The sequence below is a fragment of the Paenibacillus macquariensis genome (assembly GCF_900156375.1).
Classification (GTDB): domain Bacteria; phylum Bacillota; class Bacilli; order Paenibacillales; family Paenibacillaceae; genus Paenibacillus_AQ; species Paenibacillus_AQ macquariensis.
Window position 1 is genome coordinate 263,810 of record NZ_FTNK01000008.1, and the last position, 26,721, is coordinate 290,530.

General features: G+C 42.7%; 23 protein-coding genes and 1 other annotated feature. Of the genes, 15 read left to right on the forward strand and 8 right to left on the reverse strand.

The genetic code is table 11. From position 1 onward, the window contains the following. Positions 1 to 49: 49 nt before the first annotated feature. Complete coding sequence (locus BW961_RS16280) at positions 50 to 832, reverse strand: Cof-type HAD-IIB family hydrolase (RefSeq protein WP_068579700.1); 783 nt, start codon at positions 830 to 832, stop codon at positions 50 to 52. Positions 833 to 1,066: 234 nt separating this feature from the next. On the opposite strand from BW961_RS16280, the gene BW961_RS16285 reads away from it, so the two are divergent. The 11 genes from BW961_RS16285 to BW961_RS16335 all read left to right on the forward strand — a co-directional run bounded on the left by BW961_RS16285 (position 1,067) and on the right by BW961_RS16335 (position 13,068). Next, complete coding sequence (locus BW961_RS16285) at positions 1,067 to 1,975, forward strand: urea transporter (protein ID WP_076576903.1); 909 nt, start codon at positions 1,067 to 1,069, stop codon at positions 1,973 to 1,975. 107 nt (positions 1,976 to 2,082) lie between these two features. After that, positions 2,083 to 2,385, forward strand: a complete 303-nt coding sequence (locus tag BW961_RS16290) for an urease subunit gamma (protein WP_068579702.1) — start codon at positions 2,083 to 2,085, stop codon at positions 2,383 to 2,385. Between the two features lie 31 nt (positions 2,386 to 2,416). Next, complete coding sequence (gene ureB / locus BW961_RS16295) at positions 2,417 to 2,725, forward strand: urease subunit beta (RefSeq protein WP_068579705.1); 309 nt, start codon at positions 2,417 to 2,419, stop codon at positions 2,723 to 2,725. Between the two features lie 13 nt (positions 2,726 to 2,738). Then, complete coding sequence (gene ureC, locus BW961_RS16300; protein ID WP_068579706.1) at positions 2,739 to 4,451, forward strand: urease subunit alpha; 1,713 nt, start codon at positions 2,739 to 2,741, stop codon at positions 4,449 to 4,451. Between the two features lie 11 nt (positions 4,452 to 4,462). Further along, positions 4,463 to 4,918 (forward strand): urease accessory protein UreE, encoded by a 456-nt coding sequence (gene ureE / locus BW961_RS16305; protein WP_068579707.1) that lies wholly within the window; start codon positions 4,463 to 4,465, stop codon positions 4,916 to 4,918. Next, the gene (locus tag BW961_RS16310) at positions 4,911 to 5,597 is read left to right on the forward strand and encodes an urease accessory protein UreF (RefSeq protein WP_068579708.1); all 687 of its coding nucleotides are present in this window, start codon (positions 4,911 to 4,913) and stop codon (positions 5,595 to 5,597) included. Before ureE ends, BW961_RS16310 begins: the two co-directional genes overlap by 8 nt. A 31-nt stretch (positions 5,598 to 5,628) precedes the next feature. Continuing rightward, positions 5,629 to 6,240, forward strand: a complete 612-nt coding sequence (gene ureG / locus BW961_RS16315; RefSeq protein WP_068579709.1) for an urease accessory protein UreG — start codon at positions 5,629 to 5,631, stop codon at positions 6,238 to 6,240. A gap of 1 nt (position 6,241) precedes the next feature. Next, positions 6,242 to 7,066, forward strand: coding sequence for an urease accessory protein UreD (locus tag BW961_RS16320; RefSeq protein WP_068579711.1), 825 nt, complete (start codon positions 6,242 to 6,244; stop codon positions 7,064 to 7,066). A gap of 74 nt (positions 7,067 to 7,140) precedes the next feature. Continuing rightward, positions 7,141 to 7,803 carry a HoxN/HupN/NixA family nickel/cobalt transporter gene (locus BW961_RS16325; protein ID WP_068579717.1) on the forward strand — a complete coding sequence of 221 codons (663 nt, stop codon included), beginning with the start codon at positions 7,141 to 7,143 and terminating at the stop codon, positions 7,801 to 7,803. A 204-nt stretch (positions 7,804 to 8,007) separates the two neighbouring features. Beyond that, positions 8,008 to 8,355 carry a DUF805 domain-containing protein gene (locus tag BW961_RS16330; RefSeq protein ID WP_068579719.1) on the forward strand — a complete coding sequence of 116 codons (348 nt, stop codon included), beginning with the start codon at positions 8,008 to 8,010 and terminating at the stop codon, positions 8,353 to 8,355. Positions 8,356 to 8,505: 150 nt separating this feature from the next. After that, positions 8,506 to 13,068: a DUF2252 family protein gene (locus tag BW961_RS16335; RefSeq protein WP_068579721.1), complete on the forward strand. Its 4,563-nt coding sequence runs from the start codon at positions 8,506 to 8,508 to the stop codon at positions 13,066 to 13,068. An 87-nt stretch (positions 13,069 to 13,155) separates the two neighbouring features. On the opposite strand, the gene BW961_RS16340 is transcribed toward BW961_RS16335, so the two are convergent. Both BW961_RS16340 and BW961_RS30610 read right to left on the reverse strand, forming a co-directional pair. Beyond that, positions 13,156 to 13,662: a hypothetical protein gene (locus tag BW961_RS16340; RefSeq protein ID WP_068579722.1), complete on the reverse strand. Its 507-nt coding sequence runs from the start codon at positions 13,660 to 13,662 to the stop codon at positions 13,156 to 13,158. Between the two features lie 157 nt (positions 13,663 to 13,819). Next, on the reverse strand, positions 13,820 to 13,972 hold the full coding sequence (locus BW961_RS30610) for a hypothetical protein (protein ID WP_156510085.1): 153 nt from the start codon (positions 13,970 to 13,972) through the stop codon (positions 13,820 to 13,822). A 397-nt stretch (positions 13,973 to 14,369) separates the two neighbouring features. Between BW961_RS30610 and BW961_RS30615 the strand changes: the two genes are divergently transcribed. The 3 genes from BW961_RS30615 (at position 14,370) to tyrS (ending at position 18,410) form a co-directional block, all read left to right on the forward strand. After that, on the forward strand, positions 14,370 to 14,513 hold the full coding sequence (locus BW961_RS30615; RefSeq protein ID WP_156510086.1) for a hypothetical protein: 144 nt from the start codon (positions 14,370 to 14,372) through the stop codon (positions 14,511 to 14,513). Positions 14,514 to 14,624: 111 nt separating this feature from the next. Beyond that, entirely contained in the window at positions 14,625 to 16,724 is a 2,100-nt protein-coding gene (locus tag BW961_RS16345; RefSeq protein ID WP_068579723.1) for a YhgE/Pip domain-containing protein, read from the forward strand. A gap of 111 nt (positions 16,725 to 16,835) precedes the next feature. After that, positions 16,836 to 17,059, forward strand: a binding site (T-box leader). An 88-nt stretch (positions 17,060 to 17,147) separates the two neighbouring features. Beyond that, positions 17,148 to 18,410 carry a tyrosine--tRNA ligase gene (gene tyrS / locus BW961_RS16350; protein WP_068579761.1) on the forward strand — a complete coding sequence of 421 codons (1,263 nt, stop codon included), beginning with the start codon at positions 17,148 to 17,150 and terminating at the stop codon, positions 18,408 to 18,410. 177 nt (positions 18,411 to 18,587) lie between these two features. On the opposite strand, the gene BW961_RS16355 is transcribed toward tyrS, so the two are convergent. Both BW961_RS16355 and BW961_RS16360 read right to left on the reverse strand, forming a co-directional pair. After that, positions 18,588 to 20,396: a sensor histidine kinase gene (locus BW961_RS16355; protein WP_082867283.1), complete on the reverse strand. Its 1,809-nt coding sequence runs from the start codon at positions 20,394 to 20,396 to the stop codon at positions 18,588 to 18,590. Beyond that, entirely contained in the window at positions 20,389 to 21,096 is a 708-nt protein-coding gene (locus BW961_RS16360) for a response regulator transcription factor (RefSeq protein ID WP_068579764.1), read from the reverse strand. The genes BW961_RS16355 and BW961_RS16360 overlap by 8 nt, the downstream gene beginning before the upstream one ends. A 193-nt stretch (positions 21,097 to 21,289) precedes the next feature. On the opposite strand from BW961_RS16360, the gene BW961_RS16365 reads away from it, so the two are divergent. Beyond that, on the forward strand, positions 21,290 to 22,318 hold the full coding sequence (locus BW961_RS16365; protein WP_068579724.1) for a M23 family metallopeptidase: 1,029 nt from the start codon (positions 21,290 to 21,292) through the stop codon (positions 22,316 to 22,318). Positions 22,319 to 22,489: 171 nt separating this feature from the next. Here the strand turns inward: BW961_RS16365 and BW961_RS16370 are convergent, their stop codons facing one another. Genes BW961_RS16370 through BW961_RS16380 form a run of 3 tightly spaced genes read right to left on the reverse strand, consistent with a single transcriptional unit; the run spans position 22,490 to position 26,721 of the window. Beyond that, positions 22,490 to 24,073, reverse strand: a complete 1,584-nt coding sequence (locus tag BW961_RS16370; protein WP_068579726.1) for a response regulator — start codon at positions 24,071 to 24,073, stop codon at positions 22,490 to 22,492. 1 nt (position 24,074) lies between these two features. Continuing rightward, a complete protein-coding gene (locus BW961_RS16375) occupies positions 24,075 to 25,877 on the reverse strand; it encodes a cache domain-containing sensor histidine kinase (protein ID WP_068579727.1) in 1,803 nt (600 codons plus the stop codon). Positions 25,878 to 25,896: 19 nt separating this feature from the next. Then, positions 25,897 to 26,721 carry a carbohydrate ABC transporter permease gene (locus BW961_RS16380; protein WP_068579729.1) on the reverse strand — a complete coding sequence of 275 codons (825 nt, stop codon included), beginning with the start codon at positions 26,719 to 26,721 and terminating at the stop codon, positions 25,897 to 25,899.

Genomic DNA, 26,721 nt, shown 5'->3' on the forward strand with positions numbered 1-26,721 from the left:
AGGCTACATATCCTCCAAAGTGACGGATAGGGTAGCCTTTTTGGTTAACTTAATTTAGTAATCCGAGCATTCGTAATCCGTGCAGTATACCATCTTCCTCGACGGACTTCGTCACATATTTCGCAGCTTTCTTCGCCTCAGGCATCCCATTCCCCATAGCTACACTATTAGGGATTGAAGATAACATCTCTACGTCATTTAATGCATCCCCGAAAGCATATTGACATTCTGACGCAATACCCAGCTTGTCCGTAATATGCCGGATACCTTTAGCTTTACAGCCTCCAGCCGGAACGACGTCAACGGCATTGAGATGCCAGCGCACGAAATGAAAGGCATGAAATAGCTTTTCATATAGGACTTCTTCCTCCGGCCGGCACATCAGTAGGGATTGATAGATGTTCCGCTCCTTATAATACAAAGGATCATGAGCAGGGATAACTTTGGATTTGAACGTGTTGATTGTTTTGGCCACGTACTCATCATTTGGCACATTCGCTCTCATATCTTCATGGTCCATGTAGACGACCGCATGATCATGAAGGAGCGCTTCTTGGGTTAAATCATGCAGACTTTCACGGTCCAGAGGGTTCGTATAGATCACTTCTCCACGCAGCACGACATATTGACCGTTATAACTAACATAGGTATCAATTTCAAGTTGTTTACGAAGGTCTTCAAACATAAATGGAGCCCGGCCCGTTGCGATTGCAACTTCATGTCCGAGTTCTTTCAGAGAATAGATCGCTTGTTCAGCCGTCTTTGGAAGTTCTTTATGTTCATCTAGAAGGGTACCATCGATATCGAAAAAAATAATGCTCTTTTCTTTCATATTCTCACACCTAATTTCCATAAATAATAGTTACCATTCATATAACTAGTCTTCATTATATCAAAGAAAGAGATAGGAAGTTATCTATTCCAAATGGTGTTTTATTGGAGTTGTTATTTTAATGGATAAATAATAACAGATATGGAAATCGTAACTATGGATGAAATAAGTCACTTAGGGGAATCTAACACACCACTTTGAAAAGGGGGAACCCATACGAATAAGAGTTTATTTATTTCCGCAACTCTAAAAGGGATCTCTCAAGTGATATTGATAGACAATCCCATCACCGGATTGATCATATTAGTGGCGATAATGATATCTGATATATCGTTAGGAATTGTGGCGTTGTTGTCGGCAATGATTGGGACTTGGATTGGTTATGTTGGTGGGAAGGACAAAGACGCCGTGAATCAGGGCATATTTGGATATAATTCCGTATTGGCGGGAATCGCCTTATTTCTGTTCTTAGGGGGCGAACTCCAGTGGGTAATCGCTCTGGTTGGGGCAGCGGTAGTCACACTTATTACTGCGGCTATGATGTATATACTAAGTAGCACGGTGGTTCCAGTGCTTACTTTGCCCTACATCATGCTGACATGGACCACAGTACTCTCTTCTTACCATTTAAAGACGTTTCATTTGAGTCCAGAATTGGTGCCACAGGATCTCACCCATCTGAATTTGGACCAGGGAGAGAATATCCAATGGCTGAATGGGCTAATTGATGGGATAGGACAAGTGTATTTTCAGGATAATATGTGGTCAAGCATACTGATTCTGATCGGAGTTTGTTGGGCGGGTTGGAGATTAGCACTTTATGCGGTGATAGGGACAGTTCTGGCATGGTTGACAGCCTATGGGTTAGGAGCAGAAATCACATCGCTTAATCTAGGTCTCTATGGGTTTAATGGTGTGTTAACCATACTGGCGGTATCAGGTATTTATAGTACAGGTCGCCGTTTAGAACTCCTGAGGGGAATGATTGCTGTGATTCTCACGGTACCGGTTACAGCCGGTATAACGACATGGCTTAACCCCTATGGGCTGACCTCCTTAACGTTACCCTTTGTTCTCGTGACATGGCTCTTTATTACGACAGAACAGATACTACCTGAGCTATTGGCAAATAAGAGTGGGTAGGAAGTGTCTTACGTGGGATTTTTATCCACACAATGGGGAATGGTAACGACATAGTAGATTGGATGACAATGAGAAGCGTACGCCTCGATAAGAGAAGGAGGATCAGAGTGAGACTATCACCTCGAGAACAAGAGAAGTTATTGATCGTCGTGGCAGCCGACGTGGCAAGACGACGGAAAGAAAGAGGCCTTAAATTAAATTATCCCGAAGCGATAGCGCTAATTACCTATGAGATTCTTGAAGGTGCCCGAGATGGAAGGAGGGTAGCTGAGCTCATGAAATTAGGTAGGGAAATCTTGACGAGTGAAGATGTTATGGAAGGTATCCCAGAAATGATTCATGACATTCAAGTAGAAGCTACGTTTCCTGACGGAACCAAATTAGTCACGGTCCACAACCCAGTAAGTTAGCATATCTAAATTCAGATAAAGGAGACAACGGATGATTCCAGGTGAGTATATATTACGTGAGGACGATATCGTTTGTAATGTGGGAAGAGAGACACGGATTACCCAAGCATTGAATACGGGAGATCGGGCTGTACAGGTAGGATCTCACTATCACTTTTATGAAGTGAACGCGTCACTTCAATTTGATAGGGATCAGACATTTGGCATGCATCTTAATATACCTTCGGGCGCATCGGTCCGCTTTGAACCAGGTGATGTCAAAGAAATAGAACTTGTAGCCTTTGGAGGGGAACGACGGGTATACGGACTGAATAACAAAACAGAAGGGTCCTTGGACTAAGGAGGTATTAGAGATGAGTCTGCGCTTAACGAGAAGGCAATATGCAGACCTGTTTGGTCCCACTACAGGTGATGCCATTCGTCTTGCGGATAGTGATCTATTTATCGAGATCGAGAAGGATTATACACATTATGGAGATGAGTGCAAATTTGGTGGAGGCAAAACAATTCGAGATGGGATGGGACAACATCCGCTAGCGACACGTGCAGACGGAGCCTTAGATGTCGTGATTACCAATGCGATCATCGTCGATTACACCGGCATTTACAAAGCGGATATAGGTATTGTTGATGGGAGAATCATAGGAATCGGCAAGAGTGGAAATCCATTACTCATGGATGGTGTGGATTTGATCTTAGGTGCTGGAACGGAAGTGATTTCTGCAGAAGGAATGATAGTTACTGCTGGAGGCGTGGACACCCACGTACACTTCATCAATCCAGCACAAGTGGAAACGGCGTTAACTTCCGGTCTTACGACAATGATTGGAGGGGGAACAGGCCCCGCTGAAGGATCGAAGGCAACGACATGCACACCAGGAATATGGAATATTCATCGGATGTTGGAAGCGGCTGAGGGTCTTCCGATCAATTGTGGCTTTCTTGGCAAGGGGAATGGATCAGCGGAAGAACCGCTAATAGAACAGGTACTCGCTGGGGCCATTGGTTTAAAGGTACATGAGGATTGGGGAGCTACCGCATCTGTTATCGATCATGCTTTAATCGTCGCGGACAAATATGATGTACAGGTAGCGCTTCATGCGGATTCGCTGAACGAATTCGGGTTTGTTGAGGATACGATAAATGCAATTAATGGACGTAACATCCATACATTCCACACGGAAGGTGCAGGTGGAGGTCATGCTCCGGACATGCTGAAAGTAGCAGGGTATCCCAATGTCTTGCCCGCATCTACGAATCCAACAAGACCCTATACAGTCAATACAGTTGATGAGCATCTGGACATGCTGATGGTATGTCATCATCTTGACCCGAAGGTTCCAGAGGATATTGCCTTTGCCGACTCACGAATTCGTGCAGAGACCATTGCTGCAGAAGATATATTGCTCGATCTTGGCGTAATTAGCATCATGAGTTCTGATTCCCAAGCGATGGGGAGAATTGGCGAAGTGATTACTCGGACTTGGCAGACGGCGGATAAAATGAAGAAACAACGGGGCAATTTGCCAGGTGATGAAGGTGTCGGTGACAACAATCGGGTCAAGCGCTATATTGCTAAATATACGATCAACCCTGCCATTGCTCATGGGATTTCTTCCTATGTAGGTTCTATCGAAGTAGGGAAGATAGCAGATATTGTGATCTGGGATCCTGCATTCTTTGGTGTGAAGCCAGACATGATTATCAAAAGCGGAATGGTGGTTCAAAGTTTGATGGGGGATGCGAATGCGGCGATTCCAACGCCTCAACCGGTATTATATCGCCCGATGTTTGCATCTTTTGGTAAAGCGCTACAGCAGAGTTCGATCACATTTGTCTCCCAAGCTGCATTTGATCTCGGTATACATAAGCAGTTGGGCTTACAGAAACAGGTGCTACCGGTTTATGGTATTCGCAATTTAACGAAGAAAGATATGAAGCATAATGGCGAGACACCCGAGATAACCGTGGATCCGCAGACATTTGAGGTGAGAGTGAATGGAGAACATATCACATGTGAACCTGCTGACGTTGTTCCTATGGCCCAACGATATTACTTATTTTAAGGAGATTTGGCATGATTATTGAACAAATTGTAACCCATATTGGACAACTGGATTCAACAGAGAGAGAGAATCGTCATCTTGAGAAAGTGTACTTACCAAGTGATGATCTAGTAAAGAGAATTCAACGGGTCGTAACAGATCATGGTAGAGAATTAGGGATTTCCTTACGCCAACCCATCGATCTTAGCCATGGCGACGTTCTATATATGGATAACGATAATCTCATTGTGATTGAGGTTCTTCCTGAAGATATTCTGGTGATTCACCCACGAAGTATGAAGGAAATGGGCGATATCGCCCATAAACTCGGGAACCGTCATTTACCTGCACAGTTTGAATGCGATCAGATGCTAGTCCAATATGATTATTTGGTTGAAGAGATGTTAACACATTCTGGGATACCTCATACGCATGAGAAGAAGAAAGTGAGCCAGCCGTTTCGACATGTTGGACACAGTCATGGATAGCTATCTGCTATCTTTGTTACAGCTGGGTGATTCCAATTTCCCAATTGGAGCATTCAGTCATTCATTCGGGCTAGAAACGTATATCCAGGATGAAAAAGTAGTGAATAAGCAAACTTTTGCAGCATGGTTGAAGATCTATGTCAGGGGTCAGTTGGTGCATTCTGATGGACTAGCCTGCAAGTTGACATATGAAGCACTGACTAGGGGCGAGTTAGATAAGATTTGGACATTAGATCAGATGATAACGGTTCAAAGCTTTGCTCGGGAGACGAGGGAAGGGAACTATAGAATGGGTGAGCGAATGATTCAGTTGGGTATGGAACTGTATGACATTCCAACACTTGCGTTGTATCAGGAAAGGGTTAGGGGCAAACAGTCGTATGGACACCCGGCGATCACGTACGCAATCATTGCTCACCATCTTCACATTCCGAAGTCTACCGCTATTGTGTCCCATTTATATTCCTGCATCTCAAGTCTTGTTCAAAATGGGGTGCGCGGAATACCGCTTGGCCAGACGGATGGTCAACGTCTATTACAGGACATTCAATATCACTTGTTAGAAGCGCAAAGAATGATAGAGGGATTAGGTGAAGATGATTTCGGAATTGTGTCCCCTGGTATTGAGTTATCCCAGATGAGACACGAGCAATTACATTTTCGACTGTTCATGTCATAACGTGAGTGGTCAATAAGTGAGGAGGATAAGCATGAAACCCATTCGAATTGGAGTAGGTGGCCCGGTGGGGTCCGGTAAGACGTTGCTTGTAGAAAGATTGACTCGTCATATGTATCAAGATCATAGTATGGCTGTGATTACGAATGATATTTATACGAAGGAAGATGCTAAATTTCTAATTCATAATGGGATACTACCTGCCGATCGTATTATCGGTGTTGAGACGGGGGGATGCCCCCATACGGCAATCAGAGAAGATGCCTCGATGAACTTTGCAGCAATTGAGGATTTGAAGAGCCGGCATTCGGATCTTGAGATCATATTTGTAGAAAGTGGTGGCGATAATTTGGCCGCAACCTTCAGTCCCGAACTCGTCGATTTCTCCATTTATATTATCGATGTGGCGCAAGGAGAGAAAATTCCTCGCAAGGGAGGTCAAGGGATGATCAAATCAGATCTGTTCATCATTAATAAAATCGACCTTGCTCCGTATGTAGGTGCCAGTCTCGAGGTCATGGAGGCAGATACGCTCGTCTTCCGAGGCAATAAACCGTATATTTTCACGAATCTAAAAGATGATACAGGAATAGATAAAGTACTGAAGTGGATGGATGACAATGTATTGTTAGTAGGATTGAAGTAAGATGGAACCTTGGACAGGGTATCTACGACTCGCGGTTCAGAGAAAGAAAGAAACAACGATCCCCTCAGAAGTATTTCATCAAGGCGCATTGAAAGTGACCCCAGCTATCTATCTCGACGACCCGCAGCAACCGTGTTTCTATCTCATGAGTTTTGGTGGAGGTTATGTAGGCGGCGATAGATATAAATTAGAGATTCACCTTGGTGAACAAGCTCAAATGTTACTTACGACTCAGTCAGCGACGAAGATCTATAAGACAATCAACCGTCCAGCCATGCAGGAAATGAACATCGTACTGGAAAAGGGTAGTTATCTGGAGTATATGCCTGATCCTATCATTGCCTATGAGCATGCTAAATATCTACAAAACACAATCGTGCACATGAACCCCGGATCGGCGATGATTTACGGGGATATTATCACTCCTGGTTGGTCACCGGACGGCAAATGGTTCCGTTATCACACACTTCAGATCAAAACGCAGGTGTATCTAGAAGACAAGCTGGTTGTATTCGATCACTTGCAATTACGTCCTGCGAATGATCCGATGGAGGGTATCGGACTGCTTGAGGGATATACGCATTTAGGGTCCATGATTGTTATTGGAGAACGAACCGACCCTGAGTTGATAGAGAGATTGAGTGACTCACTTAAATGTTGTACGTCTTCTGCACATATAGGTCTGTCCACATTGATGGTTCCGGGATTTTCATTGCGGGTGCTGGCCTATTCGACACAGGAGATCGAGAAGATCTTTAGAAGCGTTCAGCAGCTTATTCGTGAGCAATGGTTCGGCAAAAAGGTAACGTCATTTCGTAAGTATTAGGCCCTGTGTCATTCTAACATGTATCCATGCATAAGAATGAAGTACAAACCCCGATGGGGAATAGGAGGGTGTTCATGGAACTTGGTTTATTATCTATACTAGGAATAGGTTTTATTCTAGGCATTAAGCATGCAATAGAACCAGATCATGTGATCGCTGTATCGACGATCGCTAGCCAAAGTAAGAATTTGTTCCGATCCACGCTTGCGGGTGTATTCTGGGGAATTGGACATACGGCGACGTTATTTCTGGTAGGATTAGTGCTCATCTTAACGAAAAATGCCATTTCGGATACATGGGCCAGTTCATTAGAGTTTGCCGTCGGGATTATGCTTGTCTATCTTGGGATTAGCAGTCTCCTGCTCATTCGCAAGAAACATGAACACAAATCTCCAAATCTATCAGTTCTGCGCAACAAAGCTTCCTATATGAAGTCACTGATCATCGGAATGATCCACGGACTCGCGGGAAGTGCTGCCATGGTATTGCTCACGATGTCTACTGTATCCACGGTGTGGGATGGAGCGATATATATCCTATGCTTCGGGTTGGGCACGATTGCGGGTATGTTATTTTTCACAACAATACTAGGTATTCCGTTTGTACTTAGCGCAAATAACATGAGTGTGAATCTGACACTAACATCGATTACAGGAACAGTGAGCATCGTATTTGGTCTGTATTATATGTACAATCTTGGAATTACGGAAGGTTTATTTGGACTGTGGATGGGATGAAGGCATGCTAACTGAAGAATATGGGTTGATTAACCGAGGAGTCCTGTAATGGAGTTCTCGGTTTTTTTTGTAAGGATGAAAGGCTCCTTCACATTCAATATAATTCCAATAAGTCTAATATTATGTATTCGTATTGTCGATATGGATGTAGGGAACCAATTTACGGATAGCTTAATAATATGATTATATTGGGGGTGAACATAAATGGAATGGTATTTGAAAGTGTTAAAGAATTACGTAGGATTTGAAGGCAGAGCTAGGCGCACAGAATATTGGATGTTTGCCCTAGTTAGCTTCATCGTTTCCATTGTACTTCTAACGCTGCAGCTCATCACAAATCTAACGCCATTATTCACAACTCTTTACTCTTTGTTCATTCTTTTACCGACTTTAGCTGTTACGGTTCGTAGACTACATGACACCGGAAGAAGTGGGTGGTGGTACTTCATTAGCTTTATTCCTCTTGTTGGCGGCATTATAATATTTGTATTCACGTGTCTAGATAGTGTAGAAGATAATGAATATGGACCCAATCCTAAAGGGTATAGTTGAGCAATACCAACAAGCCTCTCTCGATATTCGAGGGAGGCTTATTTATGTGTGATCATCAAGATGAAGTTGTAATAGAATTTACAATGCGTAAATCTTCCCAATACACTTTTAACATAAGATTAGAATAACTATTACAATTGGAGGTTGAGCATGTCATATCTAGTAAGTAAAAGATCTTGGACTAAGAAAATAACGGTGTCGCTAACTATCGCTCTCGTATTAAATCCGTTTGCAGCTGTATTGGGATTGAACAATAAGATGGTTAATGCAGCGGAAGGTACCTACAACAATAGCGATAATGTCGAGCAATCAGATGCCTCAAGCTTCATCCCTCAAGATCCTTCATATACATCGGAAAGTGTAGACGACAACATCGCCCAGACGGAAATATTGGAGCCACTTAGCGTTACAGACAACGTCTACGGCTATTTCAACCTATCCAGTCAAGTCGTTATCAGTAAAATATATGGTGGTGGAAGCCAGAATGCAGATGCACTCTATCAATATGATTTCATAGAGCTATACAATCCTACGGATGCACCTGTAGATGTAACGAATTGGTCGGTGCAGTATGCAGTAAGCTCAGCCAAAGCGGACGACAGTTCGTGGCAGGTTACTCCGCTAACAGGAACGATCTCGGCGAGAGGTCATTACTTAATTCAGGAGTCAGGGAAGCCAGCTCTTACAGGTAAAGAACTACCGACACCAGATGCTATAGGAATGATAGATCTGGATAATAAAGATGGAAAAGTAGCGTTAGTATCTGATGCAACACCATTAACGGTTGTGAATCCGACGAAGCAAGCGATCGCTTCATTTGTTGATTTTGTTGGATATGGTGCGGCGAAGAGCTTCTACGGTTTGGGTGCAGCTCCTGCGAACTCGGCTCAAAAAGGAATCGTACGTTACGCATTAGATCCTCTTGATCCGTCTTTAGTGACGAAGACAAGCGCAATGGCGGGTAGTGCAGGGGAATTGTATGGAAACAGCTGGAATACTCACAACAATACAGAAGATTTCGAGCAAGCCGGTTCTTCAAGCTTAATTGTGCCTCGAAATGCCTCTTATCTTACCCCTATGTCGGTAAGTGTGGATGATAGTATCAGAGTTCAGATGGATTCGTTGAATACGATAAGTGCTACTCATAATCATTTCACTGTAGCTCTAACAACAGGGGAAGTGAAAGAAGGTTCACTCACCGCCGATGATTATGTTATTACAGGACTGCCAGCTGGCATCCATGTAATTGGAGCGCTTGGAAATGTGGTGAACAATACAATCACATTTACACTTGGTGGTACGGCAACTGTTGATGTGAAGTCGGATGTTCCATTGAGTGTCATGATTAAGAAATCTGCGAATACACTTCGTTCTTATGACGATTCGGGTACTGTGAGCGGTATTACTTTATACAGTAATACACCTAAAGTGAAGGGTGAGGTTACATCCAATACGTTAAGTATGACGGAGCCTACGAAAGCCACCGGATCTCTTTCGATTCATTTAACTACGGGAACGGTGAAGAATGGACCTCTGCTCGATACAGATTATACAATGACTGGATTACCAAGTGGATTGTCTATTCAAGCTTCTGGGGACACAGCAACCAACACGGTAACATTTACAATAAGTGGTGCAACGCTCTCCCCTGTGACGGCGGCGATGCCTTTAACAGTTACATTGAAAGCCTCAGCAGTAACAACCGGGGCTTCTCTTGATTCTGATCCGATTGATGGTGTGACGCTAGATCGGTATAAGAAGCCAGTGCAGGCTGATGAAGTTCGGAAAGCAACATTGACGCAACGAATTAAAGAAGCTAATGCGTACTATAACAATCCGGATAACAAAAGTTATAAATATAGTGTAGATGGAATGGCGGGTTCCTCAGCAGCCTTTTACAGAGGATCTCCCTATATGTACTATCAGGATCTAGGAAGTGTCATTTCTCTTCCGAAGAGTTGGAAAGAACTCACCAACGTGAAGACGTGGATCGAAGGAGATGCGCATGTTGCGAATGTGGGATATTACGACGATAAATTCGGTAAAATTGTGTTTGATCTGAATGACTACGATGGAGCGTATATCGCACCCTTTTATCTGGATTTACTACGGATGACGTCCAGCTTGTATTTGACTCGTGACGCTGAGAACCTACCAGCAACGGATGCTGAAATAAGAGATATTGCTAAAGTAATGCTAGAAGATTATATGAAGTCTCTGGAATCATTGGTAGGTAACAATAATAAGAATACTGACGTCTCAAAATTAAGTATGAACAACATGCGTGACGGATTCACCAAAACATTGATGGCTAAGCTTGAGAAGAAGACGCAACTGGATCATTTAATCAAGTGGACGGTACCGACTTCGGACAAGAAACATTCGACAGGTGTACTTAATGTCGATGGGAAATCGGATAAGTACCGCAAACCTACGGCTGATGAGAGAGCAGAAGTTGAATTGAATTGGCAACAGTATGTTGGGACAATAACGCCGGATTTCGCAAATGCTAGACTTGCGGAGAATGCGGATTATTTCAAGATAAAAGATGTTGCTGTTCGTATCTATCAGGGGCTTGGTAGTATTGGTTCCCAAAGGTACAATGTGCTGATTGAAGGACCGACGGTAAGTCATGATGATGATATCATTCTTGACGTGAAACAAGCATTCCAACCGGACATGTTTGATAATGCAGCTGAGGCACAAACAACCCCATATGGTACTTTCCCAGGGGGAGACGGAGCTAAAGTTAAGACAGCATATGAGAAGATGTCGTTAGATGCAGAAGGGTTCCTAGGTTATTTTGAAAGTAAAAGAGGTGCTTTCTTCGTTCATAAAATATCGCTATATAAAGGTGATTATGAGGATGCACCTGGGGGTATATTCAAGACCAAAGAAAATCTAGCGGATTATGTGAGTTATATCTCTAAGGCGTATGCTTTTGCACACGCGCGCTCGGCTGAAAACAAGGATGATACGTTTGAAAGAAGCATATTGGATCAAGTCTATAAGGATGATCAGACGTGGAACAATTTCCAGACGGAACTACTCAACCTTGGCGAAGATTATTATAAGCAGGTGAAATCGGATTATACGCTGATGAAACAAGACATGATCGATGGTAAATTAATCGATGTAGCGGTTCTGAATGGATTAACAATCAGTAATGGAAGCTTAGCTCCTGAATTTGATGAGAACAAGCTGAACTACACCGTAGCAGTAAGTAAAGACGTGGCATCGATTGATGTGACGGCAACTGCATTAGACAGTAAGGCGACAATCAAGATTAAGGGAGTTACTTATACAAGTGGTACACCGAAATCCATAACCTTGAGTACTGGTATCAATGTGATCGACGTGGTTGTGAGCGCGCAAGACGCAACGACGAACAAGACATATACCATCAGAGTTACCCGACAAGGAGCAACGGGTGGCGGGAATGATGGAAACAGTGGAAACAATGGAAACAATGGCTCAGTTCCGGTGACAACGACCAAGCCGAAGGAAGAACCGACGGTTGCTGAACAGAATAAGAATACGGTAGTTATTGATGCTGCGAAGATTCAAGCCGTATTAGCCGAACTACAAGCAACTGGAAACAAAGAGCAGAACTTAGTATTTAATCTGCCTAACACGAATAGCAAGGATACAGACATCAATATGCAACTTCCGCTCAAAGTATTGGAAGAAGTATCGAAGGCGAGACCGAATGCTGTATTAACGTTTAATACTGGCGTGGCAAGCTATAGCCTTCCAATTCAGGCGATCGATTTCACAAAGTTAGCGAAGGAACTTGGCGTTCCTACAGCAACAAGCACAGTAACTCTTCATGTCAGTCAAGTGACTGGACAGAAGGGCAATGCCGTTCAGGAGAGTCTGAAAGCAGCTGGTTTGAATGGCATAAGTGTTCCTGTCGACTTCACTCTCCAAGTAGAAGCGAATGGGAAGAAAGTTGAGGTCAATGATTTCGGCAATCGCTATGTATCCAGAGTCATTCCATATGTATCGAATGAAAGTCTGAACGAATTAGTGGTTGTTAGAATAAATGCAGATGGAACGGTATCTGTGATGCCAGCAACATTCGCGGGTGGTAAGGTAACTGTGTATAGCCAGAGCAATAGTATCTACGTGGTTGCACATACACAGTCACGCACTTTCGCTGACATCTCCAAACATTGGGCGAAGTCGGAAATCGAGTTGCTTGCAAGTAAAAGAATCATTCAAGGAACATCAGCTCAGACGTTCTCGCCTGACGCAACGATGACAAGAGCAGAGTTCACCATGCTAATGTCCATAGCATTTGCGCTTAAGGATAATGTAGCAGCGGTAAGCTTCTCCGATGTTTCCAAGTCAGCTTGGTACGCAGGGGCTGTAGGCGCCGCGTATAAAGCAGGTATTATCACTGGATTTACAGACGGAGGATTTCATCCTAACCAAGCGATGACCCGCGAACAAATGGCAGTCATGATCGTTAAAGCTGCTGAATTATCAGGGAAGTCACTTCGTGCATCGAATACTTCAGGTAACGTTGACGCATTCAAGGATGCTAGCCAGATCAGCACGTGGGCACAAGATGCTGTGGAAGCAACCCACCAAGCCGGAATTATTAATGGGGATGGTAATGGCAACTTCTCACCAACAGCTCCTGTTACCCGAGCGCAAGCCGCGGTGATGTTTAAGCAATTGCTACAAGCGATCCAATTCATGAATTGAATAAGTATGCAAGAAACCCGCCTTCATCTATATGAAGGCGGGTTTCTATGTTAGGGGATAGTGAGCACGAACAACTTTTATTTGTAATCAAGATAGAATATCTGGGTCTGTATCAGCTACATCCATCGCTATAGCGTCAGAGTCGTCCAATCCATCTGCACCATCTACGAGGTCCAATACACCAATAGCTAAAGTCGCTACAGCAGCCACTTTGATTAGACCTTTGGCACCGTTTTTAACTTTATCATAATCCTCCTCGGATAATCCTTGTACAACTTCTTTACCATTGGTGTAGGTATATTTCACGGAACCAACTACACCTTTAGCCGTTGTAGAAAGAGCACCACCCATATCTTTCATTCCATTGCGTGACTGTTCTTCATTGCTTGTGATGAGACCTGCTGTAGTGTCATAGACGCCACTTGCCAAGTTCCCTGCAGTTGTTCCAGCCATGATCGAGGCCTTCTCAACACTGTTACCGATTTCCTTCACGAAAGGGCTACCCGTTAACTCGCCAACCACGCGGACGCTACCGCCGATCACTTTACCTGTAACTTCACCGGTGATTTGACCAAGACCTTTGAGGAAGCTCATATTTGTTAACTCCTTTATGTTCTAGATAGATTGATTGTACGATGAACACGGTGGTCATGACAAGGGATGAAGGGTTGGAGTGAAGAGGTTAAATATCAGCACGTGGGCACAAGTTGCTGTTACCCGGGCGCAAGTCGCGGTGATGTTTAAGCAAGTGCTATAAGCGATCCAATTCATGAATTAAATAAGTATGCAAGAACCCCGCCTTCATATAGATGAAGGCGGGGTTCTTCTTTATTGCTAGTGATGAGACCTGCTGTAGTGTCATAGACGCACCACCTGTCAAGTCCCCCGCAGTTGTTCCAGCCATGATCGAAGCCTTCTCGATTTTTCTGTACGAGTGCTTTTTGAATAAATATATGTCTAATGTTTTCTGTTGAACAAACCAAAGGGTATTAAGCTGTATAAGCGTCAAAACATAAAATTTTAATTAAAATTATTGTATTCTTAATTGGGATATGTTAATTTGAACATAGTCAATTGACCGAAATGGTATTTTGGTCAATTATATGGTTGTTTAGGCGGGAAGGGGTTGGAATCATGACCATCACCCGTGAAGTGTTAATCCTACAGATTGCGACGCCGTCCTTTGTGCAGTTCGGCTATAATGCCATGAAGATGGACCAAGTGTCCAGTGGTGGAAGATAATATATTCTCTCTCAAGCTACTCAATCTGCTCGACTCCATACTGGAGTTTCGCTCCGACCATGAGTTATTCGTTAAGCTGGGGCGGGAAATACGTAAAATCGGCACACTTTAGAGCTCGAAGGGGTAAATCGGAAGAGTCGCTGGATGAGAGTCGAATTAAAGAGCATATGATGTTATTTATTTCGAATGGAGATCTCGCATAGCTGCGCTGTGAATAATCCTAGGCTGTAAGGGATATTTTTTTTTCGTCAAATATGACTGATTTACGAATATGGTCATGAATTCAAAAGTGAATAAATAAAGGATGTGTAACGATGAAAGCTATTCATGTGTTTTGGAAAGATCTGAAAATACTCTTGAGCAAGCCGATGTTAGTGCTCACTTTACTCGGCGTGGCTGCGCTACCTATGTTGTACAGTGGTTTTCTTGTTGAAGGCTCTTGGGACCCATACGGCAATACAGACAAGCTACCCGTTGCCGTGGTTAATCTGGATAAAGGTACAGTCTATGAGAATAAGTCCATGGATGTGGGCAAAGACTTCACGGAAGAACTGAAGAGTAATGATGATTTCAAGTGGGATTTCGTGGATGAGACGGAAGCCAAAGATGGTATGTCCCACAATCGCTATTATATGACGATAACGATTCCTGCTAATTTCTCGAAGAATGCGGCAACGCTCACGCAGGAGAAACCGGTGCAAGCCGAGATTATATTTGAGCCGAACAGCAATTACAATTTCGTCGCTGGGCAGATCGGAAATACGGCTATGAAGGAGCTGAAGTCAAAGCTATCCTCTCAGATTACAGAGGCGTATACACGAAGTATGTTCGAACAGGTGGATACGATATCCGAAGGACTTGGGGACGCTGGCAGTGGTGCGAACGAACTGAAGGATGGGGCAGGTAAGTTAACGAATGGTTTAACTACGCTGAAGACCAATTTGAACAAGCTTACGAGCGGTACGACTGAGCTCCAAAGCGGCTTGAAGTTGTTGTATAACGGAGCCAGTAATCTGAATGAGGGCTCAGGAACACTCGCTCAGGGTACTAAAGATCTGGCAAACGGAATAGGCCAGCTGACTACGGCGCAGAAGCAGCTTCAGGATGGCGCTACGAAGTCGCATAATGGGGTTTCTAAGCTTGCGGAAGGCTTGAAATCTTCCAAGGACGGCAGTAGCCAACTGAAGGAAGGTCTAACTTCTTCCGAAGCGGCCAGCAGTAAGCTTGCCGCGGGGGCTGATCAGGTAGCAAAAGGACTTGAGCAATTCATGGCGTCTGCTCCTGAACTGCAGGAGAATGAGCAGCTCAAGCAACTACTATCTGCAAGCCAGCAAGTAGCAGCCGGAAGTGTGCAGCTACACTCCGGCCAGCAGCAGCTGCTTGCAGGTAGCACCCAGCTGGATAACGGCCAGCAACAGCTCTATGAGGGTGCCGCGCAGCTTAAGGATGGTGGATCACAGCTTACCGCAGGTTTGACTGCCTTCGGCCAGAAGTTGAATGATGCAGCAGCGGGTGGAAACAAGCTCGCGACTGGCGCAGCGTCGTTGAATAAGGGCGCAACACAGCTAGGGCAAGGACTTACGAAGATTAACGGGGGCGTAGACGGATTAGCAGTAGGTGCAGGGAAGCTGACAGATGGGGCAGGCGAACTGAAAGATGGTTCGGATAAGCTCGTCAACGGCAGTGGTGAACTTGCGCAAGAGCTGAACGACGCCGCAGCGGAAACCTCTGAAGTGAAATCCGGAGATGATATGGTAAATATGTTCGCCGAGCCAGTGAAGCTGGTAGAGAAGACCGATTATAAACTGGACCACTATGGTCTAGGTATCGCTCCTTATTTCTTATCGCTTGCCTTGTTCATGGGTGCACTTGTATTTACGACAGTCTTCTCACTGAGACAATCTGCAGTGCCTGGCGCATCGCCGATGGGAAGATTTTGGAGTCGTACGCTAACTTTTGTAATGGTAAGTATTATTCAATCCATCCTTGCGGATGTTGTTTTATTATATGTGCTGAAGCTAGAGGTACACAGTGCGCCGTTCTTCTTCCTATTTACGCTGATCACGAGCCTAACCTTCACATTGATTGTTCAGGCACTGGTGACTTGGTTGGATAATCCGGGCCGATTCCTAGCAATCGTGTTGATGATCTTCCAGCTAACCTCAAGCGCGGGAACCTTTCCATTGGAACTACTACCGGAGTGGATGCAGAAGATTAATCCTTGGCTTCCAATGACGCACAGTATCGTGGGCTTCAAAACGATTATTGGTAGCGCCGACTACACCGTAATGAGAGAACAGATCATGTATTTACTTAGCTATGCAGCGATCTTCCTTGTGCTTACGCTTCTGTATTTCGTGTTACAGATTCCTAAAGAGAAGAAAGCTTCCGCTAAGGAAGAACTCACGGCATAATTGTATCTATACATGATGGATCTTATTCTTTGCAGGGGAGATGGTTTGCTGCGGCAAATGATCAATTGACAATGGACGGTTCATTCTCTATACTGATTTTAATCTAATAAACGGTATACGTTGAAGGAATAAGTAGCACACTGTCACTGTTAATCAGAAAGCTAGGGGTCGATGTGACCTAGCACAAACAGTCTTGCGAATTACACTCTGGAGTATCTTAGGTAACACTAAGCGGACTAGCCAACGATATGATGGCTATGAGTGGTATGAATAGTAGTGTTGTAACGCTATTTATGCAATTTGGGTGGTAACACGGTTATTCAATCGTCCCTATGTCTATTGTAGACATAGGGGCGTTTTTTGCGTATGCATTGGGGATGAATCAAGACTAACACTTAAAGGGGATGGAAGATCATGAGTAACATGAATATTATTGATGAGTTAGAATGGCGCGATGCGATTAACCAACAGACAGATGCCGAAGGATTACGTGAATTAGTTAGTAAGAAGAAGATTGCGTTGTACTGTGGTGTCGATCCAACCGGGGATAGTATGCATATTGGACATTTAATTCCATTCATGATGATGAAAAGGTTCCAAGCTTTCGGACATTTACCAGTTATCTTAATTGGTGGAGCGACAGGAACAATTGGGGACCCAAGTGGACGTTCATCCGAACGTCAATTACAGACATTAGAACAAGTACAAGACAATGTGAACGCATTAACAACGCAGATGAAGAAGTTATTCGTTACAGATAACGATGCTCAACTGAAAATGGTTAACAACTATGATTGGACGCATTCTTTGAACGTTATCGATTTCTTACGTGACTACGGGAAGAACTTCAGTATCAATTCGATGCTTGCCAAAGATGTTGTATCGAGTCGTCTAGATAGTGGGATTTCATTCACTGAATTCACATACCAGATTCTTCAATCCATGGACTTCCATCATCTATATGCTGAAGAAGGTGTTCAATTACAGATTGGCGGATCGGATCAATGGGGTAACATCACAAGTGGCCTAGACTTGATTCGTAAAAAAGAAGGACCAGAAGCGACAGCATTCGGATTAACCATTCCACTAATGTTGAAATCCGATGGTACGAAGTTTGGTAAATCTGCAGGCGGTGCGATCTGGCTAGATCCTGAGAAGACATCACCTTATGAATTCTACCAATTCTGGTTGAACCAAGATGATCGTGATGTAGTTAAATACTTGAAATACTTCACATTCTTGAACCAAGAAGAAATTGCAGAATTAGAGAATAAGGTTACATCAGACCCAGGTAAACGTGAGGCACAGCGTGTACTTGCAGAAGAGATGACGAAATTCGTTCATAGTGAAGATGCCTTAGCACAAGCCATTAAAATCTCAGCGGCCTTATTCAGCGGAGACATTAAATCCTTAACAGCTGATGAAATCGAACAAGGGTTTAAAGAAATGCCTACGTTCGAAGCTACCAAAGAAACCAAGAATTTGGTGGACTGGTTGGTTGATCTAGGTATCGAACCATCTAAGCGTCAGGCGAGAGAAGACATTACGAATGGTGCTATTTCCATGAATGGTGAGAAAGTAGTGGATGTGAACACAGAAGTGTCTGCAGACCAATCATTTGATGGTCGGTTCATCATTATTCGTAAGGGTAAGAAGAAATATAGCTTGATTAGATTGGTGGATTAAGCAACCTACGTTGTAACTTGCAACAGATTGAGATGTATCTTGTTAGTGAGGGTTAACCATATTTTCACTACTCAAAAAACCGAGGCATCCATGACATGGGCTCCTCGGTTTTTCGTGCGTCTAGCATGGATACGATCGGATTCATAAGGATAATTTTACTGCATAATAATTACTTTACTAACGAATTTCATGGTGAGCTTTATCATCTGTCATACTAAAAAGTAATGAAATTGTCGTGCCAATTCCCAGTTGACTCTCTATTTCGATCTGTCCTCGATGTTGGATCACAAGCTGCTTGGAAATGGCCATACCAAGTCCAGTACCTTGCATGAATTCATCCGTATTGGTACCGCGATAGTAGCGCTCGAATAGTAGCTCCTTCGTTTCTTCATCGATGCCTACCCCGTTATCTTGTATCTGGAGTACAAATTGTGAACCGTTGTTCTTAACTACGGATACGTTGATCAACGTACCTTCAGGATTGTGGAGGGCAGCATTTGCAAGCAGATTATCCAGTATTCGTCTGAAGTATTTGGCATCTATCGGATAGATAATCGGTGCTTCCGAAGCCCCATAATGAATCGAAACGTTAGCGAATGGAGGATGCTGTTTCCACTTTTCAATTGTTTGATATATGAATTCATTCATGTCTGTCGGGATGAATTCAAATACAAAAGCATCATTTTTCAATCGATACGTTAAGGTTAAATCGTTAATCATTTCATCCATATAAGATGATTTCTCACGGATGATGGCTGCAAATTCACGAATTTCTGCTTGCGACCATTCGTACGTTCTTGATTCCATTAAATGTGCGTACCCCAATATGGAAGATAGCGGTGTCTTCATATCATGCGATACGCCTGCAATCCACTCTTCTCTTGTTGTCTCCAGTTGCTTACGAATATGCTCGTTCTCTTTCAGTGTTCCTGTTAAATGTGCCAAGGATTCCATCATTTCGGCATGTACACGGAATCTTTCTTTTAAACGTCCAGATCTTTTACGGCTTAGAGGGATTCCCTTCGAGTTACGCCCGGTCGGTTCACTTAAATCACCCTTGGCCAAATGATGCAGCCAATCAATCATATGTAGAATAGGTGAACCAAACCGATGACCGTTCCAAAGAGCAAGAAGTATGAAGAGAATCAGAATCATCACAAGTAAACCAATAGCGTTCCAGATAAATACACTAATCATTTCTTTATACGGATCGCTATACAGTGAAGAAGTCACGGATGAGGGCAGCGGAGCATGAATAATCCAGGTGTTTCGAGACGCGCTATCATAAACCGTAAATAATTGCATGCCATAGCGTTCTGGGTAGTGGTTACGTAGCATCAAATCTTGAACGGTATAATGATCTGGCTCTTCTTTCACTTCGCTTTGTTGTCCGTAACCCCCGAGTACTCTCCCATTAATGTCGAGTAATTCGATCCATCCATGAATATCATTGAGTTCCTGTTTGAAGGTCCCATTTACTTCAATCTTTCCCGCTCTCCATGTCACTTGCTGCAACAAATTTGATTTGAGCTTGGGAATATCACTCTTCACGCCATATAAGAGTGTGTAAGTTTGTCCATTTAGCTCTTGAATCCATGCATTTAACCCGTAAGGGAAATCCTTCTCCGCTTTCCAATAACTCATCAATTCACCAGGATTATAACGTACAGGTACATCAGCCGGAGTATTGTAGGCGGTAATAGCCATTCCATCTTTATCGATGACCTGCAGCCAGCCACCTTGTTCGCGTACTTGGGCAAGAAGCTTTGTATCGAATTGTATCGTACCATCAAGTTCAGTAATGGAGTCTGTGAGCACAGGCAAACCGGGATTAATGGAGTCCAGTTCTAGATCAAGTCGCTCTAGCTTCACCACGTTCAAAGTAAATGTACCCAACATCAGAACCAATAGAAGGAAGCTGACAAACAGCAATTGCCTAATATATTGAAAGATAAACCTTTTCTTGATTTTCATCGGATTAATCATTGGATTCTCGTATAAGCTTGTAACCTAAGCCACGCGCTGTAATCAAATATACCGGCTCACTGGGATTGGGTTCAATACGCTCACGAATACGATGGATATGAACCATGATGGTATTGTCGTCACTGAAACTTTGTTCACCCCATACATGCTCATACAGCTGTTTTTTACTGAATACTCGGTTGGGATTCTGACACAAAAATAAGAGGAGTTGAAACACCTGAGCCGGACAATCGACCGACAGATCATGCACTCGAAGCTCTCCGGCATATTCATCCACTTGAAACGTCCTGAAAGTGTGGATCCGGTTCATATTAGGTATTGTAGAAGTATTGTGATACCGACGTAGATGCGCTCGAACCCGGGCAATCACTTCTAGAGGATTGAATGGCTTCGTAATATAATCATCGCCACCGACGGCGAATCCAGTCAATTTATCGAAATCACCCATTCGAGCGGTTAAGAATAGGATAGGGGCATCCGTCGTTTTTCGAAGCCACGGACAGATTTCGAAGCCGCTTTGCTTCGGCAACATAACGTCCAACAGGATGAGGTCATACTTCGTCGATTGACAGGCTAGTATCGCCTGTTCTCCGGTTTTTGCTGTATCGATGAATAAGAATCCTTCTTTATGTAACACTGTTCTCAGTAGTTTCAGAATGGACGATTCATCATCCACAATTAGAATCTTCGATTGAATCATCGTTTCCATATCTCTCCATTCAATAGTATGAATTCAATATACCATGTGTTTTGTTCCAGTGGCCGTAACATTACCTTAACAGAGCCTTAATTTACAATCTTCGGATTAATACAATGGTAAGATCTCGTTTCGTAAGGGTTAAACTTCATCGCTTACACTCATTTATGAACCCAATATAAAGGAGAGAGAATCGATGAACAAAATCATTAACAAAAGAAATCTAGTAATGTTTAGCCTTGTTGGAGCACTAACTGTGGGCTCACTTGTAGCCTCGGCTTCGGATGCGCCCGCAAAGACCGAGGTAGTGTCATCAAGCTCTGTCTCGAAAGTAGAAGCAGTAAATTATTCGCAATCCTCAACTTCTTCCTTCAAGCCGGATCAACTGTTAAGACTGCTACAGCAAGAGAAATATGAACGTATTTATGGACAAATCGGAGCCGAATACAAGAAGGTTTATTCGTTTAAGGATTTCAAGAAAGAAGCCATCCTTTACAACAAGAACGCCACATCCTATACACGAGTGAGTCATGTGCCCTTAAATAATACCAACTACTATGCTTGGACGGACCCCAAAGGAGAAAAAACGATTCAAGCTCAGTTTGACAGTAAGAACAAGATAGAGGTCATCGTATTTAATAAGATGAAAAAGTATCCTCAGACGGATGCGTTGCGTACTCAAACAACATTTCAGCTTCCATTTCAAGGGGAATGGTTTGTCACTTGGGGGGGATCGAATGAGCTAATCAATTATCATTACGGTGCTGAGCAGCAGAGGTATGCGTATGACCTCATAATGGTGAAGAATGGATTTAGCTATAAAGGCGACCCTGCTAAGAATGAAAGCTATTTTGCCTTCGGACAACCGATTCTAGCTTCAGCAGCAGGAAAAGTCGTGAGAATCGTCAATGACATCCATGACAATAAGCCTGTCGGTACCGAGAATAAGGAGCAGATTGCTGGGAACCATGTCATTATCGATCATGGTAATGGAGAGTTCAGCTATTACGCCCATTTGCAAAAAGGATCGATCAGCGTCAAAGTCGGCGACGAAGTGAATGTGGGAGATCGCTTAGGCAAATGCGGAAACTCGGGTAATTCCAGCGAGGCGCATCTTCATTTCGAGGTTGCCAATAGTGCGGAACTATTCACTACGAAATCGCTGCGCGTTCATTGGAAGGACGTCGATGATTATGAACAAGGGACGGTTATAAAAGCACCATAGTAGACTATAAGAGTAGAGGATATAACGGTTCTGATGAACAGTTGGGTACAAATAGGTAAGCAAACAAACATAATTGTGTCATGTTAGAAGAAGGGGATAATGTACCTCTTCTTTTTTTGTTATTAAAGGGTATCCAACCCCGTTGTCGAATCCTGATTAATAGGGAAAGCTTCAGCCTTGCTTGCGTTTTTCCCGATATTCTGAAGGGGTTTCTCCTGTATATTTCTGAAATACTTTCGTGAAATAACGTCTATCCGCATAGCCAACAGCTATTCCGATCTGTGTGATGTTTTTGTCGCTTAATAGCAGCATTGATTGAGCCATTTCAATGCGCTGCTTCGATAAGTATTCGACGAATGTCTTCCCATAATGCTGCTTAAATAAAAGACTGAAATAGCCACAGCTAATATCTAGATATTCGGAAATCTCCTCTACACCGAAATGAGATCCCAAATTACGACAGATGTAGTCATTGGCGGAATGCATAAGCAGATCGCTTTTTTTGTTTTTAAACGCAGAATGCATACTGTTCTCAATAATTCCCTGAATAAGTGAAATGAAGCCCTGAACACCCAGGTTTTGATCTAGCTTTTTCCAGACGATTTCCTCTTCTTGAATCGTGATGGTATAGATTTCGCGCATCTCTCGTAGTAAGTGGAGCACCAAAAAATGTAGAATTTGTTCGGCACGAATAAAAGATTGCTCGGAGATTGTGGCTAACTGGGCGATTAATTTTTCGAAGGCGGTTTCTGTCATTGGTCCATCGAACTGTTTAAGGCTAGAGACCATTTCTTCAATCAAATTCCATATGGAGTCATTCTGAGCAGTAATCGGATTATAAATGAGCAACGTGTCTTCTCTATTTGGACTTAACTGCAGCATATGTTGCATTTTCTTATAAACTTGCGATAAATCGGTTACTGCAACCGGATCCGGATAAATAACAATGCTGACTTGTAAATGGAGGTTTTTACTCACTTCGATTTGCATATATTCTGTCCATTGTTGTGTTTCGATGAAGTCGACTTGAGATTGTTCTTTGTCTTGCTCAATTACAGCACACCATTCGCCTTCACGCATTTGCAGAACGACGCATTTCAGGTTGTTTGTGGCCAGCGCATCCTGAAGTACATTACGGATGGCGAAATTCCAGAGCTTGCGCTCCTTCTCATCCCAGCCTAACGACTTTTGTGAATAATGATCCCAATCGATAAGTAGACAAACATAAGAGTAGTCTTCTAAATTTAATTCTTCGGATATTTGAACCTTGGTGTCTACCGTGGTGTAGTCCATGATGATATCATATAGAATTTTCTCATAGGCGAGTGTGATTACCTTATTCCATGTTTTCTTGTGCAGCATTTGCTCGAGTTTTTTGGCTCGAACTTTTATAGCCATTTTCTCGGTGAGGTCGATCAACTCTTCATAGTCGATGGGTTTGAGGATGTAATCGTAAACACCCAATTGAAGTAGGGAACGCGCATATTCGAAATTTTGATAGCCCGTAATAATCATAACTTCAGCATTTCCGTTAAATTCACGAAGGAACTTGAGGAAAGTAATCCCATCCATCGAAGGCATGCGAATGTCGCTAAAGATAATATCCGGCCTTAACTGCTTGGCGATATCCAAAGCTTTTTGACCATTCTTAGCTAGGCCAATAACTTCAATCCCCATGGCTTCCCAGGGGATGATACTTTGTAAATTCCGCAAAATATTCGGCTCATCATCCACAAGTAAAGCTGTTAATTGCATACTATTCACCCCTGTATCTCGGTATAACACATTTAATTGTAGTGCCTATATTTTGTTGACTACAAATAAAAATCCCGTAACGACTACCGTATTTAATTCGGATACGATCCGCTACATTACCTAGACCTAATCCTCTTCGTTCTCCATCGACTACATCATTGCTCTCATAAGACCTGTTTAATTCCAAGCTATAGTGGAAGCTGGCCAGTTGTTCATTCGTTAACCCGATACCATTATCCTCAATATATATAGCAATTGCATCATGTTCTTCCTGTGCATAAATACGTATATTGCCCATATATTCGATGTCTTCAAATCCATGCTGAATGCAGTTTTCGACGAAAGGCTGCAGCGTTAACTTCAAAATAGAATAGTCGAGCAGATGCTCTGGGATGTGAATCTCATATTTAAAACTATCCTCGAAACGGAATTCCTGGATTTCTAAATAACTTCTCAAATGGACCAATTCATTACTTATGCTAATTTCCTCTTTATCGTAAATGCTTATTCGTAGCATTTTACCGAGCCGATGCACCATTTTACTGACTTTCACACCTTGATTCTGAATGGCGAGGACATTGATCGACTCTAATGTATTAAATAAGAAATGAGGCTTGATTTGCGCTTGAAGGAGCATAAGCTCCGCTTTGTTTTGGCGGTTCTGTTGTAGCTTTACCTCTTCAACCAGATCATGAATACGCGCGACTAAGCTATTAAATCCACGTGCCAGAATGCTCGTTTCATCTTTCTCATTTGCCATAACACGGGTGTCTAATTCACCACGCTCCACCTTCTTCATGGCTTTGACAATGTACAGAATGAAGCGAATGATGCGGTTGACGAAGACAAAATTAAAAATTACGGCAGAAACGAGGATGAGTCCGATGAGGACGGCAATCCAAGTCATAATGGTCTGAATTTGTCCCGTTACATACTGCCAAGGTGTAACGGAAACAACGATCCAGTCGCTGGCGCCCAAATCTTCGAGTGCCAATGGATAAAAGGATATAATATTTTTTTCGTTTTGAAAGGTTACGCTTTTACTATAAAACGGCTGATTGGGTTCCAACTTCTCGGAAATCATGGATAACAAGTTTTGACCCTGTAATTCCTGATCTTGATTATCAAATATAACAAGACCGTTCTTATTCATAACCATAAAACGATGACTTTTGAGATTGTCTGAGTTATTTAAATTAAATGTATTTTCAAGTTCCTTGAGTTGCAATTGAACAATGGACATCCCGAGTTCCTCTGTACTATATAAGTCCCGAATCAAACGAATTTGATAAAAATAATTATCATCTAGCTGTAATTCTTGATGTTCTTTAGGTCCAATCCATTTCGGTATGCCGTTAAGTTTTTTTACTTCTTCAAAGACAGGGGTGCTTTTTAATTGGTCATAGGAGATGAATTTGCTACTAATATTAGTTGCGGTTTCTGTAACCCCAGTCTTCGAATACAAGGCGACAGACAGAATGGGGGAATAAGACAATAAGCTCTTGCGTATTTCTGTTTCATAGTTGGGTAAATCACTACTTCTGTTACTCGAATATGTATTTAAATCTTTGAGAATAAGACCAATGTCAGGCTTAATGATCGAGTAGTAATCGGAGAAATAATTCGCCTCTTTTAGGACGTAACGAATATTTCTCCCTACCGCATTCATCGTAAGTTCTGTTTGTTCATTAAATTTGGACTCTATTAAATTTTGTGACAATGTATAGCTACCCCAGCCTAAGATTAATAACGGGAGGATGATGAATATTAGAAAAGCCATGAGTATTTTTTTATATAAGCTCATTCATCATGCTCCTTAATTATTAGCCTTTAACACTTCCTGCCATTACGCCTTCAATGATTCTCTTCTGGAGAATACTATAAATCAGTATAATCGGTGCAATACTGATCATGACCGACGCGCAAAGCGCACCGTAGTTGGTATTGTATTTATTGAAGAAAGACACAACGGCAACCGGCAAAGTACGTAAGTTATCGTTAGATAAGAACAAATTAGCTAATACATATTCGTTCCAATTTCCCAAGTAATTCAGAATGAATACGGTTACCAAGGTTGGCATAGTCAATGGCAATACAATTCTGCCTAGCAGTCCATAAACGGAGAGCCCATCGATAACCCCAGCCTCTTCCAACTCTCTGGGTAGCGATTTCAGGAATGCCGCAATGATGAATACAGTTAACGGTATTCCAAAGGTGGTATAGGGAATGATCAAAGCTAAAGGTGTATTATAAATATGCAACCAGTTAACCATTCTATACAATGGAATTAACAAGGATGGTGCAGGTATTAATAGCGATAACAGCAGTATAGCATACACATACTTACTGAGGGATGGATACTTCATTCTTGTTATGGCATAAGCGATACAGATCGCAAGTAAAATCGTTAAGAGTGTGGATACCGTACTGATGAAAAAACTGTTGAAGAAGTAGATTCCAATTTTGCTATTAGAAAAAGAATACGTATAGTTGCTTAATGTAAATGGCTGCGGTAATCCCCAAGGATCACTGTCAATTTGCATATTTTTCTTGAAAGAAGTATTTAGCAAAAAGAACATCGGATATAAAATAATAAATACGTAAGCCAATAGAAATAGGTGGGGGATGGATTTTCTTAGGGTCGTCAT

Coding starts and splice junctions, on each gene's coding strand:
- BW961_RS16280 (WP_068579700.1), bottom strand. CDS start 832: ATGAAAGAAAAGAGCATTATTTTTTTCGATATCGATGGTACCCTTCTA.
- ureB (WP_068579705.1), top strand. CDS start 2,417: ATGATTCCAGGTGAGTATATATTACGTGAGGACGATATCGTTTGTAAT.
- ureC (WP_068579706.1), top strand. CDS start 2,739: ATGAGTCTGCGCTTAACGAGAAGGCAATATGCAGACCTGTTTGGTCCC.
- ureE (WP_068579707.1), top strand. CDS start 4,463: ATGATTATTGAACAAATTGTAACCCATATTGGACAACTGGATTCAACA.
- BW961_RS16310 (WP_068579708.1), top strand. CDS start 4,911: ATGGATAGCTATCTGCTATCTTTGTTACAGCTGGGTGATTCCAATTTC.
- ureG (WP_068579709.1), top strand. CDS start 5,629: ATGAAACCCATTCGAATTGGAGTAGGTGGCCCGGTGGGGTCCGGTAAG.
- BW961_RS16320 (WP_068579711.1), top strand. CDS start 6,242: ATGGAACCTTGGACAGGGTATCTACGACTCGCGGTTCAGAGAAAGAAA.
- BW961_RS16325 (WP_068579717.1), top strand. CDS start 7,141: ATGGAACTTGGTTTATTATCTATACTAGGAATAGGTTTTATTCTAGGC.
- BW961_RS16330 (WP_068579719.1), top strand. CDS start 8,008: ATGGAATGGTATTTGAAAGTGTTAAAGAATTACGTAGGATTTGAAGGC.
- BW961_RS16335 (WP_068579721.1), top strand. CDS start 8,506: ATGTCATATCTAGTAAGTAAAAGATCTTGGACTAAGAAAATAACGGTG.
- BW961_RS16340 (WP_068579722.1), bottom strand. CDS start 13,662: ATGAGCTTCCTCAAAGGTCTTGGTCAAATCACCGGTGAAGTTACAGGT.
- BW961_RS30610 (WP_156510085.1), bottom strand. CDS start 13,972: ATGGCTGGAACAACTGCGGGGGACTTGACAGGTGGTGCGTCTATGACA.
- BW961_RS30615 (WP_156510086.1), top strand. CDS start 14,370: ATGAGTTATTCGTTAAGCTGGGGCGGGAAATACGTAAAATCGGCACAC.
- BW961_RS16345 (WP_068579723.1), top strand. CDS start 14,625: ATGAAAGCTATTCATGTGTTTTGGAAAGATCTGAAAATACTCTTGAGC.
- tyrS (WP_068579761.1), top strand. CDS start 17,148: ATGAATATTATTGATGAGTTAGAATGGCGCGATGCGATTAACCAACAG.
- BW961_RS16355 (WP_082867283.1), bottom strand. CDS start 20,396: ATGATTAATCCGATGAAAATCAAGAAAAGGTTTATCTTTCAATATATT.
- BW961_RS16360 (WP_068579764.1), bottom strand. CDS start 21,096: ATGATTCAATCGAAGATTCTAATTGTGGATGATGAATCGTCCATTCTG.
- BW961_RS16365 (WP_068579724.1), top strand. CDS start 21,290: ATGAACAAAATCATTAACAAAAGAAATCTAGTAATGTTTAGCCTTGTT.
- BW961_RS16370 (WP_068579726.1), bottom strand. CDS start 24,073: ATGCAATTAACAGCTTTACTTGTGGATGATGAGCCGAATATTTTGCGG.
- BW961_RS16375 (WP_068579727.1), bottom strand. CDS start 25,877: ATGAGCTTATATAAAAAAATACTCATGGCTTTTCTAATATTCATCATC.
- BW961_RS16380 (WP_068579729.1), bottom strand. CDS start 26,721: ATGACGACCCTAAGAAAATCCATCCCCCACCTATTTCTATTGGCTTAC.